The following is a 14963-nucleotide window of genomic DNA, read 5'->3' as shown; positions in this document are numbered from 1 at the left end:
CATGGACAGGGAGAAGGCCGCCGAGCTCGCGAAGACGCTCGACGCCGCGCCGGACCTCGCCGTCGACGACGCGATGGACCTGCGCAAGCTGACCACGCCGCTCGAGGAGATCAGCGAGCGGCTCGGGGCGATGAGCGGCGAGCTGGGGGTCTCGGGCAAGGTGGCCGAGGCCGCCGACGAGAAGATCCTCGAGATCGTCCGCAAGCTCAAGGCGCACGCCGACGTCGTCGTGGACGCCGCCGGCGTCGCGCAGAGCGCCGCGGGCATCGTGTCGCGCGCCCAGACCGAGTACCAGCAGCTCCCGTCCGGCCAGCTCAGCTCGTGGGAGCGCCGGGAGTACGAGGAGGCCGGCGCCGGACCGGGCATCACCTACATCGAGCAGGCCCGCGCCCAGCAGCGGGAGAACGAGGCCGACAAGGCGCTCACGAGCATGTCGAACGACCTCAACGACCTGCAGGCGCGCATGCTCTCCCTCAACGAGCGAGTCGAGGAGTACCGGGTCCCGGAGGACGATCCCGCCACCCCGGGCGGCAGGACCCCGTCGACGATCCCCTCGGTTCCCGGACCGAATGGCAGCACCCCGCCCCCCGGCGGGGGCGTGCCTCCGATCGGCTCGGTGCCGCCCCCGTCCGGGAACTACCAGCCCCCGGACGTCGGCGGACCGACGGACCCGCCATACCCCGGCTACCCGGACCCGACCGATCCCGGCTACCCCGACCCCACGGACCCCGGCTACCCCGACCCCACGGACCCCGGCTACCCCGACCCCACGGACCCCGGCTACCCCGACCCCACGGACCCCGGCTACCCCGACCCGACGGACCCGGGCTACCCCGACCCAGGCGACGGTCCGGGCGGGTCGGACCCGACCTATCCCGGGGACGGGACGACGCCGCCGTGGCAGTACGGCGGCGGCGACGTGCACAGCGACGGGCCGGGCGCCGGCACGCCCTACGGCCCCGGACCGATCGGCGGACCGAACCCGAACCTCGGCGGCGGGCTGGGCAACGGCGGCCCGGGCCAGGGAACCCTGCCCGGCGGCACCGCGCCCGGCAGTGGTGGCGTCGTCGGCGGAGCGCTCGCCGGCGGCCTCGCGGTCGGCGGAACGGCGCTCGGCGCGGTCGGTGGCTCGCGGCTCTCCGGCACCGCCGGTGGCCTCGGCACGCCTGCCGGCGCGCTGGGCGGCGGGGCGGTCATGGCCGGCCCGATGGGCTCTCCCGTCGGCGCGGGCGGCGCGGGTGGTGCGGGCGGCGCAGCAGGCGGCCGGCCCGGAGCCACCGGCATGGTCGGTGGCGGTGCGGGCGGCGCCGGTGGAGCCGGTTCGACGTCCAAGAAGAAGCGGGCCGGCTCGCTCGGGTACCTCGCGCCGGAGCTCGACGACGAGGAGTCGCCGGTCGGGCGGGCCGCGGGCATGCGCAGCGGCTCGCGCGAGGACCGTCCGGACGTCGTCGCGTCCTCGGCGTCGGACGACGACGAGACCTGGTGACCACTCGGCTATCCGGCTGAGAAGGCAGTCCCGCAGGGCACCGCGAGCACCAGTCGCGGTGCCCTGCGGCGTTCACCCGCCCATCTCACGGGCGCTCGTCACGGTCGCACGACGCGGTCGCACGACGCGAGCGCCCGACGCGAGCGCACGACGTTCGCCGCGCGGACGCCGTGGGCGGCCTCAGGCCGCGCGGAGCGCCTCGACGACGACCTCGCGGTCGCCGAGCCGGACGGTCGAGCCCGACGGCACCGGCACGGGTCGGTCCGCCTCGACGACGGCCGTCTGCCCCGACGGCAGCACGACGACCGTGCCGTTGCCCGAGCCCGCGTCGGCCACCCAGAACCCGCGGGCGTCGATCCCGAAGCGGGCGTGCGTACGGGACAGGGAGCGCTCGGGGTCGTCGATGACGACGACGTGGTCGCACCGCTCCCCCGTGATCGGCCGGGGCGCACGCCCGATCACGCCCGGGCCGCTGACCGTCATCGCCTCGCCGGTGTCGAGCGTCAGCACGAAGACCGTCGGGGCGCTCGGGCGCGACCCCGGCCCAGGCCCGGACGACGCGGCCGGCCCTGAGGACGCGGAGGACGCGGACGGAGATCCGCCCGCTCCCGACGGGACGGCCGGGGCCCAGGGTGCGGGGGCCGTCCCACCTGAGCCCGGCAGCACCGGCGCGACCGCCGCGGCCGTACCCGGGACGGCGGCTGGCGGGGCGACGGCGGAGGGGTAGGCAGCGGCCCCGTCGACAGCCGGTCGCGGCGTCGGCGTCACGCCGGGTGCCGCGCCGGCCGCGACGGGCGCCCGCAGGCCGGCACCGGTCGTCCGGGGTCCACGGACGTCGACGACGACCGCGCGGCCCGCGCGGTCGTGCCACCCCTGCCGCAGCCCGGACCGGTCGAACCCGGCCGAGCCGAGGACGACGAGCTGACCGACGCCCGCCACCGCGTGGCCGGCCAGGAGCACCAGCGAGCGCAGCGCGCCGCGGCCGAGCCCGGGCGCGTACGGTGCCTCGGCGCGCGCGGCACGCAGGCCGAGCGCCAGGTTGCCGAAGGTGCAGCCCGTCCGCGCCTCCCAGACGACGAGGCCGATCACGAGCTCGGCGGCCGCGAGGACCGCGTAACCGAGGCGACCGGTCGCCAGCAGGACCGCGGCGGCCACGGCCAGCACGACGAGGGCGTCGACCAGGTAGGCCGCCAGGCGCAGCCCCACCGGGACGGTGCGGACGCCGTCGAACGCCACCCCGAGCGGCACCGCTCCGGCGGTGGCCGCGCCGGTGGCGCGCTGACCGGCACGCTGACCGGACGTGGCCGGGCGCGGCGTGGCGCGGCGTGACCGCACCGGAGGCTGCGCCTCGACCACCACGACGGGGGTCACAGGCGTGCCGCACCCGGTGCAGAACCGGGCCCCCTCGCGCAGGGGTCGGCCGCAGGCCACGCACGTGGTCGGGGTGGTCATCACGACACGGCCCTTCGGAGGATCTCGACGAGCCCGCCGGCGGCGATCGCGACGGGGAGGGACAGCACGACCGCGAGATTCTCGACCACGTCGGCGACGCGCGACGCGACCACCGACCGCCAGCCCCGGGCGAGGGCGGCGCCGACACCGGCGACGACCAGGAGCAGCAGGATCGCGAGGGCCGCGGCGGACGCCCGCCAGCCCGCCGGCATGCCGAGCGCGAGCTCGACCAGGAGCGCTCCGGCCGCGAGCCGTGGCGCCCACCGGATCAACGGGTCGCGGGTGACGCGCGGTACCAGCACGAGCGCGAGCACGACGAGGACGACGAGCGCGTACGACGCCGGCCGCGCGATGCTCCCCGGCTCGGGGGCCGCCAGGACGACGGGGACCAGGACGACGGTCGCGACGCACGCGGCGACGCACGCGGCCGCGACCCGACGCTCGGCCCCGGCGACGGTCCGCGCTACCAGACGCTCGCTCACGCGGCCGAGCGCACGCGGGCGCGGCGCCCGCACCGAGTCGGCCGTGCGGGAGACCTGCGACAGGTCGACGAGCTGTTCGTCGGGCACCGCGAGGGCGTACCGCGGCGCGAGGCGCAGCATGAGCGGGCCGAGCCCGACGACGACGGCGGCAGCGGTGCCGCCCGGCAGGCCGAGCAGGAGGCCGGCGACCTGGGTGGCGGCGACCACCACGAGCGCGGCGAGCACCACGACGGCCTCGTCGTCCCCCACCCGTGCCGCGAGCGCGACGACCGAGCGCACGCCGGCCGCCGTGGCGGCGGCGACGAGGGCGACGGTGACGGCGAGGCGTCGCTCGACGGCGTCGGCCGGCAGCACCGCCCAGGCGCCGGCGGCGGCCGCCAGGAGCGGCGCGGCGACCGTCGCGGCGACGGCGACCGACGGGGTGGTCGCCCGTCCGCGCAGCCGTCCGGTCCCGGCGACGACGAGCGCGGCCACGACGAGTGCGGTCGCGAGAGCCGTCGGCACGGCGGGCGGCTGCCCCGACGGCCCCAGCAGGGCGACGACGAGCAGCGCGAGGCCCACGCCCCCCGCGATCGCCAGCAGGCCGGCGCGCGGGTAGGGCCGGCGGGAGAGCGTCGAGGGGTCGAGGGTGCGGCCGTGCCGGCCCCGGGGTGCCGGCGCGGGGCGCAGCACGTGCACCGCGGACCCGTCCACGAGCTGGTCGCCGACGGCGGCGGCCAGGTCGAGGCGGCGTCCGCTCGAGTCGAGCACCACCGTGCCCGGCTCGCCGACAGGTACGAGCGCGGCCCGGAGCGCGTCCGCGAGCACGACGTCGGCGCGCAGCGCCACGTCCCGGCGGTCGACGCCCACCGCGACGGCGAGCCGCACCGGCGCGGAGCGCACACGCGCAGCGGCGGTTGCCGACACTCGACCTCCCCTGCATCTGCGGCGTCCAGGATCGCCCACATGCTACGGGTCCGGATCATCCGGGTCGCGGCCGGTCCAGGTAGCGTTGCCCGGGGCACGGCGGACCGTGCCCGCACCCGGCGCGCCCCGGGCCGCCGTCCACGTCGCGCTCAGGGGCGCCCGGGACCGATCCGCAAGGAGGCACATGTCGATCGCCGCCGACCGCAGCGCGCCGACGGGCCCGCCGGCCGTCCCGACCGGGCAGATCGTGATGCAGCCTCCGCCGGAGATCCAGCCGTCCGACGGCGTGAGCGGCGTGCTGTCGAGCATCATCCCGATGCTCGGCAGCGTCGGCTCGATCCTGTTCATCGCGCTCGCGCAGCCCAACGGCACGGGCATGGTCGCCGGCGGCATGTTCCTGGTGGCGTCGCTCGGCTTCGTGGTCGTCAACGGCTGGCGCCAGCGCGCGCAGCACCAGGCGCAGGTGATCGGGGCACGGCGCGAGTACCTCGCGTACCTGGCCGACCTGCGGCGGACGGTGCGCCAGGCCGGACGCGCCCAGCGGCGGGCCGCGCAGTGGTTCGCGCCGGCCCCCGGGGCGCTGCCCGCGCTCGTCGAGGAGCGCAGCCGGGCGTGGGAGCGTACGAGCGACCACCCGGAGTTCCTCCGGGCCCGCGTCGGCACCGGGCCACAGCTGCTCTCGCTGCAGCTCGAGGCACCCCAGACCCCTCCCCTCGCGCAGCTGGACCCCGTCGCGGCCTCCGCGGCGCACCGCTTCCTGGTCACGCACCGCGTGCAGCAGGACATCCCGCTGTCCGTCGACGTGCGCAGCGCGGCCCGCATCGAGGTGGCGGGCACCGAGCACGAGGCGCGCGGCCTGGCCCGCGCCGTCGTCGCGCAGCTCGCGGCGTTCCACTCCCCCGACCAGCTGCAGGTCGCCGTCATCGCGAGCGACCGGGCGATGCCCGCGTGGGACTGGGTCAAGTGGCTCCCGCACGCGCACTCGACCCGCGAGCGCGACGCCGTCGGCGCGGCCCGCATGATGGGCACCACGCTCGGCGAGATCGAGAGCCTGCTCCCCGAGGGGCTCGCCGACCGGCCCCGGTACGGGCGGCAGGGTCTGGGGACGCCCACGCCCCACCTCCTCGTCGTCGTCGACGGCGGCCACGTGCCCGTCGGCAACGGCATCCTCACCAACGACGGCGTCCTCGGGATCACCGTCCTCGAGCTCCCGGAGCGCTGGGACGACCTCGAGGACCCCAACGTGCTGCGCTTCCTGCTGGGCTCGGCGCTGCCCGACGGCGGCGTGCCGGTCGAGGTGCTGCGCCTGGGCCTGGAGCCGACGCGGCTGCGGGGCGACCAGCTCTCCGTCGCCGAGGCCGAGGCCACCGCGCGCCGGCTCCTGCCGCTGTACGTGGACGCGGGCCCGCAGCGCGAGGAGGGCCAGGTGTCCTCCGAGCTGGTCGACCTGCTGGGCCTCGGCGACGTCCGCGACCTGGACCTCGCGCGGGCGTGGAAGCCGCGGCTCCCCCGCGACCGGCTCCGCGTGCCGATCGGCCTGACGCCGCAGGGCCAGCCGGTCTCGCTCGACATCAAGGAGTCCGCGCAGCAGGGCATGGGGCCGCACGGCCTGATCATCGGGGCGACCGGCTCGGGCAAGTCCGAGGTGCTGCGCACGCTCGTGCTCGCGCTCGCGCTGACCCACTCCTCGGAGGACCTGAACTTCGTCCTGGTCGACTTCAAGGGCGGGGCGACGTTCGCGGGCATGGCGGACATGCCGCACGTCTCGGCGATCATCACCAACCTGGGCGAGGAGCTCACGCTCGTCGACCGCATGCAGGACGCGCTGCAGGGCGAGATGGTCCGCCGCCAGGAGCTCCTGCGCGCCGCCGGCAACTTTGCGAACGTCGCCGACTACGAGAAGGCGCGGCGCACGGACCGGCCCGACCTCGCCCCGCTGCCCGCGCTGCTGATCGTCGCCGACGAGTTCTCCGAGCTGCTCGCGGCGAAGCCCGAGTTCGTCGACCTGTTCGTCGCGATCGGCCGCCTGGGCCGGTCGCTGCAGATGCACCTGCTGCTCTCGAGCCAGCGGCTCGAGGAAGGGCGCCTGCGCGGTCTCGAGTCGCACCTGTCCTACCGCATCGGCCTGCGCACGTTCTCCGCGGCGGAGTCGCGCACCGTGCTGGGCGTCCCCGACGCGTACGAGCTCCCGCCCGTCCCCGGCATGGGCTACCTCAAGCCGGACCCGACGACCATGGTCCAGTTCCGCGCGTCCTACGTCTCCGGCCCGCCCAAGGCGCGCCGTCGCCGCCTCACGGGTGGACCGGCGACCGCGACGCGGCAGACCCGCCTCGAGTCGTTCACCGCTGCCCCGGTCCTGTCCGCCACGGGCGGCCGCGACGAGCCCGACGAGCCGGACCTGCTCGACGAGGAGGAGCGGCGCGCGACGTTCGACATCGCGGTCTCGCTGATGCGCGGGCAGGGTCCCGCGGCGCACCAGGTGTGGCTGCCGCCGCTCGTCGTCCCCGAGACGTACGACCGCCTGATGCCGGACCTCGCCGCCGACCCCGAGCTCGGGCTCGTCTCGCGCGGCTGGCGCGACGCCGGGACCCTCACGTTCCCCCTGGGCATCGTCGACCGCCCGCTCGAGCAGCGCCGCGAGAACCTCGCGATCTCGCTCGCGGGCGCCGGCGGGCACATGGCCGTCGTCGGCGGGCCGCGCTCGGGCAAGAGCACCGTCCTGCGGTCGGTGGTCACCGGCCTGGCCCTGACCCGGACGCCGCTCGAGACGCAGTTCTACGTGCTCGACTTCGGTGGCGGCACGTTCACGCCGCTCGTCGGGCTGCCGCACGTCGCGGGCGTGGCGACGCGTTCGGAGCCCGACGTGGTGCGCCGAGTCGTCGCCGAGGTCGAGGGCATCGTCGACGCGCGCGAGCGGTACTTCCGGGCCCAGGGCATCGACTCCGTCGAGACCTACCGCACCCGCCGTGCGCAGGGCCGGGCCGACGACGGGTACGGCGACGTCTTCCTGGTCGTGGACGGCTGGTCGACGATCCGGGCCGAGTTCGACGAGCTCGAGCAGCGGCTGCAGGCGCTCGCCGGGCGCGGGCTGACCTTCGGCATCCACCTGCTCGCGGCCGCCAGCCGGTGGATGGACTTCCGCACCCAGATCAAGGACCTGTTCGGGACCCGCCTCGAGCTGCGGCTCGGCGACCCGACGGACTCCGAGATCGACCGCAAGGTCGCCGCCGCCGTGCCGCGCGAGCGTCCGGGCCGCGGCCTGGTCGCGTCCAAGCACCACGTGCTCACCGCGCTGCCGCGGATCGACGGCGACGGGTCGGCGGGCACGCTCGGCGCCGGCGTGGAGCACCTGGTGGAGACCGTCGCCCGCTCGTGGCAGGGCGCGCCTCCCCCCAAGCTCCGGCTGCTCCCCGAGCAGGTCACGCTCGCCCAGCTGCGCGAGCGCGTGCCGGACGCGCCCGGCTTCCTGCTCGGCATCGACGAGGCCGCCCTCGCACCCGTGCAGGTCGACCTGGCCGAGGAGAACCACCTCTACGCCTTCGGCGACGCCGGCTCAGGCAAGTCCGGCCTGCTCCGGCTGGTCGCGCAGGAGGTCCAGCGCCGGCATACGCCCGCGCAGGCCCAGATCATCGCGGTGGACTTCCGCCGTGCCCTGCTCGGCGAGATCCCGGAGCCCTACCTCACCAGCTACCTGACGACCCAGGAGCAGGCGACCACCGAGCTGTCCGACCTCGCCTCCTACCTGCGCGGCCGGCTGCCGGGGCCCGACGTCACGCCCGACCAGCTGCGCGCCCGCTCCTGGTGGACCGGCGCCGAGGTCTACGTGCTCGTCGACGACTACGACCTGGTCGCCACGTCCACCGGCAACCCCGTCGGCGCGCTGGTCCCGCTGCTCGCCCAGGCCGGCGACGTCGGTCTGCACCTGGTGCTCACCCGCCGCTCCGGCGGTGCGTCGCGCGCGCTCTACGACCCGGTGATCCAGGCCGTGCGGGACCTCGCCGCACCCGGCCTGCTCCTGTCCGGCAGCCCCGACGAGGGTCCGCTCATCGGCGGCGCGCGCCCCGTGCAGGCCGTGCCCGGACGGGCGCAGCTCGTCACGCGCGAGGGCGGGCGTCAGGTCGTGCAGGTCGCCTGGACGCCGCCGACCGTCTGAGCCCGTGGCGCCCGGTCGTCAGGCCGGGCGCCCGCGTCAGCGGCGCTCGATCGTGACCGACCGCTCGCCGAAGCGGACGGTCCAGCCCGGGCCGACGGTCGCGCGCGCGCCCTCGGGCAGCGTCGCCGCGGTGCCGTCCGGGCGCACGACGACCGTGCCGTTGGTGGATCCGCGGTCCATCACCCAGAGCTCCTCGGTGCCCTCGGTCGGCCCGAACGCCAGGTGCACCTTCGACACCGAGCGCGCCGGGTCGTCGATCGCCACGACGTGGTCCACGCCCGGCTGCGGGGTCGGTGCGCGGCCGACGACGCCGTCGCCGACGACGTCGACGCGCTCACCGGTGTCGAACACCAGGCGCAGCCCCTGCACCGCGGGCGTGGGGTGGAGGTCGTCGGACGTGCGCATGCGCGTCAGCTCGAGCTCGTCGAAGTCCTCGACGAGGTCGCGGCGCGGCCCCGCGGGACGTCCTGCGGGAGCGTCCTGCGCCGTGACGGGAGGAGCGGCCGGTTCCGGTGCGGAGGCGTCGGCGGAGGGCGGCGCGTCCGCCGCCGAGCGCGGGAGCCCGGTGATCAGACCCTCCGCGGGGCTGCGGGGAGCATCACGCTGCGCGCCCACGCCCGGGGGCAGCGGCACGAGGCCGATCACCTGACCGACGGTGCCGTCGGCCTCGGTGGTCCCGGCCACGGTGGTGCCGGCCTCGGTGGTCCCGGCGTCGCGCGCCGGGCCTCCTGCCGTCGCGTCCGCGGGAGCTGCCGGCGCGACGGCGGCCGTACGCGCAGGTCCGGCCGCAGGAGCAGGAGCAGGAGCAGGTACGGGAGCAGGAGCAGCGGGGGGCGGCGGCGCCAACGAGGGCGCGGCCGGGCCGGGCGGCGGGGGCGGCACCGGGAGCGACGCCGACGCCGTACCGGCGCTCGTCGGACCTGTATCCAACGGACCTGTACCCATCCGACCCGTACCCATCGGACCCGTGGGCGCGCGGTGCCCGCCGACCGCACGGGCCACCGCGTCGTCCCACGCGGCGTCCGGGTCCGTCGCGGTGCGGGCGACACCGGTTGCCGCCGCGCGCAGCACGATCGTCCCGGCGGCCTTGTCGTGCCAGCCACGCTGCGCCGGCGTCTTGTCGAAGGCGCCCGAGGCCGCGACGACCCAGTTGCCGACGCCGCACGCCAGGCTGCCGACGCCGACCACCAGCGAGCGCAGGAAGATCGCGAGCAGACCCGCGGGGCGACCCGTCCGCGCGGAGACCGTCCGGATCCCCAGCACCGCTCCGCCCAGGGTGGCGCCCGTGACCGACTCGCTGATCCACAGGGCCAGTCCGCCCAGGCCGCTCAGCACGTACGGCAGCACGAGCGCGCCGCTGACGTCGGGCACCTCGCCCGGCTCCGGGGTGCCGGTGACGGCGAGCGCGATGCCCAGCCCGATGCCGCCGAGCACGGCGACCGCGACGAGGTCGATCGCGTACGCGGCGACGCGACGCCCGACCGGCGCGACGCTGCCGGGCACGACGGGGAACTCGCCCGTCGGCCGGGCGGCGGTCGCGCGGCGGCCGCCGGTCTCCGGGCCTGCGGCCTCGGCCGCGGGTGGCGGCGGCGCGGCGAGGGACGGCGAGCCGGGCGCCGCGGCTGCTGCCGGCAGGTCCGCCGGGGCCGCCGGGGCCACCGGGGCCGGTGGAGGCACGGCACCGGGGCGGGCAGGGGCGACGGCGGCCGGGGGGACGGCCGGCAGCGGCGCCGACGTGGGGCCGTACGCTGGCGGGGCGGTGCTCACGGCTCCTGGCGGCGGCGGCACCGGACCGGTCGCCTGCTGCGGGGCCGCGCCCACGCGGGCGCCGCACTCGGCGCAGAACATCGCACCCTGCTCGAGCTCCGCTCCGCAGGTACCGCAGACCCGTGCGCTCACCAGCTCCTCCTCGGCGTCCTCCTGGCGACGACGCCCGCCTGCATCGTGCCAGAACCCACGTCGTCCGACCTCGCCGGTCCACCGCGCCGTCCGCGCCGTCACCGGTCTGCCGCGCGGCCCCTGTGCGCTGCGGGGCGACGTCAGGAGGCGCGGTCGACCAGCACGTCGGCGAACGACACCAGCGCGTCCTTCACCGGCCCGTCGGGCAGCGGCGCGAGCTCGCGCACCGCGTCGTGCGCCAGGCCCACGGCGCGGTCCCGCGTCTGGGCGACCACGGCGTGCCCGCGCAGCGCGGCGACGACGTCCGCCAGGTCCGCGTCCTGCGAGAGGTCGCCGTCCAGCCGCGCGAGCAGCGCGCGGTCCTCCTCGGTCGCGTCCGGGCCGGCGCACCGCTCGCGCAGCAGCAGCACGGGCATCGTGGGCACGTGCTCGCGCAGGTCGGTCCCGGGCGTCTTGCCGGTCTGCGTACCGTCCGAGGTCAGGTCGATCACGTCGTCGGCGAGCTGGAAGGCCACGCCGATCCGCTCGCCGAACGCCGTGACCGTCTCCACCACGGAGGGCTGGCACCCGGCGAACATGGCCCCGAGCCGTGCCGAGGTCGCGATCAGCGACGCGGTCTTGTCCGCGAGCACCTGCAGGTAGTGCGCCACCGGGTCGTCGTCCGCGCGCGGACCCACCGTCTCGTGCAGCTGGCCCAGGCACAGCCGCTCGAACGTGCGCGCCTGGATCCGCACCGCCTCGGGTCCCAGGCCCGCCACGGTGGAGGACGCACGCGCGAAGAGCAGGTCGCCGGTGAGGATCGCGACCGAGTTGCCCCAGACCTCGTGCGCCGCCGGCGCCCCGCGTCGCAGCGGCGCGGAGTCCATGACGTCGTCGTGGTACAGCGTCGCCAGGTGCGTCAGCTCCACGACGACCGCCGCGTCGATGACCTCGCGGCGCGAGCCGTCCCCGAGCTCGGCGACCAGCAGGGTGAGCAGCGGGCGCAGACGCTTGCCGCCCGCGTTGACCAGGTGGCGCGAGGCCTCGTCGGCCAGCGCGTCAGCGTGTGCGACGGCTGACCGCAGCGCCTCCTCGACGAGCGCGAGACGTGCGGTGAGCCGGTCGGAGAGGTCCGGGTCGGCCAACGGGATGGCCGCGGTCGAAGTCACGGGGTCGAACCTATCCCGACCGGCCGCCGACGACCGCACCGGACGCACCCGTGCGGTCGGCCGCGGTCACGGCAGGGGCCGACGTCACGGCAGCGGCGAACGTCACGGGGCGAGCGTCACGGGGCGAGCGTCACGGCAGGAAGGACGCGACGTCGCCGATCAGGTCGAGCACCGGCGTCGGGAAGACGCCCAGCACCACGGTGAGGACGGCGCACACCCCGATCGCGACGACGGCGAGGCCCTCGGACGGCACGACGGTGGTGGTCGTGCTCGGCGCGCGGGTCTCGACGAGCGTCGCGACCGCCGCACCGCCCGGCGCGACCGCGACGTCGACGCCCTGCTCGGGCGCCGTGGTGACGGCACCCCCGGTCTCGCCCGCGCCCGCCGACGCGCCCTCGACGGGCTCGACGGTCGTCACCACGGGCGCGACGACGGGCGTCGCCGGGTCCGTGAAGTACATCAGCACGATGACGCGCACGTAGAAGAACGCCGCGGCCGACGAGCTCAGCACGCCGACGAGCGCGAGCGGCCACGCGCCGCCCTCCACCGCCGCGGAGAACACGGCGAACTTCCCGATGAAGCCCGCCGTGAGCGGGATGCCCGCGAACGAGAGCAGGAACAGCGCGAACGCGCCGGCGAGCACGGGGTGGGTGCGGCCGAGGCCCGCCCACTGCGACAGGTGCGTGGCCTCGCCGAGGACCGAGCTGGGGTCGTCCTCGTCGCCGCCGGCCGCGCGCTCGCGCACGAGCCAGACGACGCCGAACGCCCCGACCGTGGCGACCCCGTAGACGAGCAGGTAGAACAGCACGGCGGTGATGCCCGACTCGTCGAGCGCGATGACGCCCGTGAGCACGAAGCCCGCGTGCGCGATCGAGGAGTACGCGAGCAGGCGCTTGACGTCCGTCTGGACCAGCGCGACGACGGTGCCGACCACCATGGTGGCGATCGCGACGGTCCACATGACCACGTCGAGGTCCCACTGCAGGCCGGGCACCACGACGTAGTAGAACCGCAGCAGCGCACCGAACGCGGCGACCTTGGTGCACGCCGCCATGAACCCCGTAATGGGGGTCGGGGCGCCCTGGTACACGTCGGGCGTCCACATGTGGAACGGCACCGCGCCGACCTTGAACAGCAGCCCGACGAGCACGAGCACCGACCCGACGAGCAGCAGCGGGTCGAGCGCCGACGGGGCCAGGGTCGCGGTCGCGATGTCCGTGTAGTGCAGCGACCCGCTGTACCCGTAGACGAGCGCGATGCCGAAGATCAGCAGCGCGGACGCGAACGCCCCGAGCAGGAAGTACTTGAGCGACGCCTCCTGCGACAGCAGGCGACGGCGCCGCGCCATGCCGGTCAGCAGGTACAGCGGCAGCGACAGCACCTCGAGCGCGACGAAGAGCGTCAGCAGGTCGGCCGTCGCCGGGAAGATCAGCATGCCGCCGGCCGCGAACAGCACCAGCGGGAACACCTCGGTCTGCGTCAGCCCCTTGCGCCGCGCGAGCTCCTCGTAGTCGGAGCCCGGGACCGAGGCGGCGGTGGGGGCGAACGCGTCCTCCCCCGTCGCGGTGCGGTCGGCGATCACGAGCACCGAGAGCAGCGTGAGCACGGCGATCGAGCCCTGCAGCACGAGGGTCGGGCCGTCGACGACGAGCGAGCCGCCGAGCACCTCGTGCCCGCCCGACGACGACACCCCGGACCACAGGGCCGCGACGGCGACGACGGCACCGACGGGCGCGCCGAACGCGAGCACCAGCTGGACGGTCCGCCGGGCGCGCTCGGGCACGAAGGCCTCGACGAGCACGCCGAGGATCGCGGCGCCGAGGACGATCGCGACGGGCGCCATCGGCCCCCAGGCGATGTCCGGTGCGGTGAAGCTCACTGGTCGCTCCCTTCAGCGGCGGAGTGCGCGTCGGCGGGCAGGTCGGCGACGCCGACCTGCTCGAGCGTGACGCCTGCCGGCGGCCGGACGAGGTCGAGCGCCGGCCCGGGCACGAACCCGAGGACGAGCATCGCGACCAGCAGCGGGCCGACGGCCCAGCGCTCGGACGCCCGCGCGTCCGGCATGGCCGCGAGGTCGTCGCGCGGCGGGCCGGTGAAGACCCGCTGGTAGGTCCACAGGACGTAGATCGCGGCGAGCACCACGCCCAGCGTGGCGACGACCGCGGCGGCCGGGTGCCGCGCGAACGTCCCGACGATGACCATGAACTCGGACACGAACGTCGACAGCCCCGGCAGGGAGAGCGCGGACAGGCCCGCGACCAGGAACAGGCCGGCGAGCACGGGCACGATCTTCTGCAGCCCGCCGAAGTCGGCGATCTGCTGCGAGCCGCGACGCGCGACCAGGAACCCGGCGACGAGGAACAGCGCTCCGGTCGAGAGCCCGTGGTTCACCATGTAGAACGAGGAGCCGGCGACCGAGGTCGACGTGAACGCGAAGATGCCCAGCACGATGAACCCGAAGTGCGAGACCGACGTGTAGGCGATCAGCCGCATGAGGTCCTTCTGCCCGATCGCGAGCAGCGCCCCGTAGAGGATCGAGACCACGGCGAGCACGATCACGAACGGCGCGGCCCACCGCGACGCGTTCGGGAACAGCGGCAGGCAGAGCGTCAGCATGCCGAACGTCCCGACCTTGTCGAGGATGCCGACCAGCAGGGTCGAGGTGCCGGCCGGCGCCTGCTCCGCGGCGTCCGGCAGCCAGGTGTGCACCGGGAACATGGGCGCCTTGATCGCGAACGCCACGAAGAAGGCGATGAACAGCCACTTCTCCGTGGTCGGGTCCAGCGCGACGCCGGTGAGCTTGTCGGTGAGGAACCCGTCGGGGCCGCCCGGACCCTGCAGGTACAGCGCGATGACGCCGACGAGCATGATCAGCCCGCCCGCCAGGGAGTACAGCAGGAACTTGACCGCGGCGTAGCGCCGGCCCGCTCCCCCGAACCCGCCGATCATGAAGTAGACGGGGACGAGCATGGCCTCGAACAGCACGTAGAACAGGAACACGTCCCGCGCGGCGAACACCGCGACGATGAACGCCTCGAGCACGATCGCGAGCGCGAGGTAGCGGCGCAGCGCGTCCGAGGTGCCGGCCGACGAGCCGCCGGACGAGCCCTGCTCGCGCCAGGCCGCCAGCACCACGAGCGGCACGATCAGCACGGACATGCCGATCAGCGCGAGACCCACGCCGTCGACCCCGAGCGCGTACGACGCGCCGATGGCGGGGATCCACTGGTGCGTCTCGGTCAGCTGGACCGTGCCGGCGTCCGCGGTGTCGAACGCGGTGAAGGCCAGGACGGCGACGACGAGCTCGACGAGCGCGATGCCGAGCGCGAGCGCACGGGCCCGCGGTCGCAGCGCCCTCGGTGCGAACCACAGCAGCAGCGCACCGAGCACCGGCCACGCGACGAGCGTGGTCAGCCAGGGGAAGTCGGGCGACATCG

The 14963-nt window shown here is 75.9% G+C and carries 8 protein-coding genes and 1 pseudogene; 2 read left to right on the top strand and 7 right to left on the bottom strand.

What is annotated here, in order from left to right; all coding sequences use genetic code 11:
* The first annotated feature begins 1 nt into the window (after window position 1).
* The gene (locus KIN34_RS08155; RefSeq protein WP_214349062.1) at window positions 2-1486 is read left to right on the top strand and encodes a hypothetical protein; all 1485 of its coding nucleotides are present in this window, start codon (window positions 2-4) and stop codon (window positions 1484-1486) included.
* Between the two features lie 180 nt (window positions 1487-1666).
* Here the strand turns inward: KIN34_RS08155 and KIN34_RS08150 are convergent, their stop codons facing one another.
* The 3 genes and pseudogenes from KIN34_RS08150 to KIN34_RS08145 form a co-directional block, all read right to left on the bottom strand.
* Window positions 1667-2857 (bottom strand): RDD family protein, encoded by a 1191-nt coding sequence (locus tag KIN34_RS08150; RefSeq protein WP_214349058.1) that lies wholly within the window; start codon window positions 2855-2857, stop codon window positions 1667-1669.
* 3 nt (window positions 2858-2860) lie between these two features.
* Window positions 2861-2938: pseudogene (locus tag KIN34_RS17490) on the bottom strand (zinc-ribbon domain-containing protein); the annotation flags it as partial.
* Window positions 2938-4326 (bottom strand): hypothetical protein, encoded by a 1389-nt coding sequence (locus tag KIN34_RS08145; RefSeq protein WP_214349055.1) that lies wholly within the window; start codon window positions 4324-4326, stop codon window positions 2938-2940. The pseudogene KIN34_RS17490 and the gene KIN34_RS08145, both read right to left, overlap by 1 nt.
* Window positions 4327-4510: 184 nt before the next feature.
* Here KIN34_RS08145 and eccCa point away from each other — a divergent pair, with 184 nt between their 5' ends.
* Complete coding sequence (eccCa, locus tag KIN34_RS08140) at window positions 4511-8479, top strand: type VII secretion protein EccCa (protein ID WP_214349052.1); 3969 nt, start codon at window positions 4511-4513, stop codon at window positions 8477-8479.
* A gap of 36 nt (window positions 8480-8515) precedes the next feature.
* Here eccCa and KIN34_RS08135 read toward each other — a convergent pair whose 3' ends face one another.
* The 4 genes from KIN34_RS08135 to KIN34_RS08120 all read right to left on the bottom strand — a co-directional run bounded on the left by KIN34_RS08135 (window position 8516) and on the right by KIN34_RS08120 (window position 14961).
* Window positions 8516-10378 (bottom strand): RDD family protein, encoded by a 1863-nt coding sequence (locus KIN34_RS08135; RefSeq protein WP_214349049.1) that lies wholly within the window; start codon window positions 10376-10378, stop codon window positions 8516-8518.
* A gap of 140 nt (window positions 10379-10518) precedes the next feature.
* On the bottom strand, window positions 10519-11526 hold the full coding sequence (locus KIN34_RS08130; protein ID WP_214349046.1) for a polyprenyl synthetase family protein: 1008 nt from the start codon (window positions 11524-11526) through the stop codon (window positions 10519-10521).
* Window positions 11527-11656: 130 nt separating this feature from the next.
* Window positions 11657-13405 carry an NADH-quinone oxidoreductase subunit NuoN gene (gene nuoN / locus KIN34_RS08125; protein ID WP_214349043.1) on the bottom strand — a complete coding sequence of 583 codons (1749 nt, stop codon included), beginning with the start codon at window positions 13403-13405 and terminating at the stop codon, window positions 11657-11659.
* Window positions 13402-14961 carry an NADH-quinone oxidoreductase subunit M gene (locus tag KIN34_RS08120; RefSeq protein WP_214349040.1) on the bottom strand — a complete coding sequence of 520 codons (1560 nt, stop codon included), beginning with the start codon at window positions 14959-14961 and terminating at the stop codon, window positions 13402-13404. Before KIN34_RS08120 ends, nuoN begins: the two co-directional genes overlap by 4 nt.
* Window positions 14962-14963 lie beyond the last annotated feature (2 nt).

Source organism: Cellulomonas fulva (assembly GCF_018531375.1).
Classification (GTDB): domain Bacteria; phylum Actinomycetota; class Actinomycetes; order Actinomycetales; family Cellulomonadaceae; genus Cellulomonas; species Cellulomonas fulva.
The sequence above is the reverse complement of the archived record's forward strand: the minus strand, read 5'-3'. Positions and strand labels throughout refer to the sequence as shown.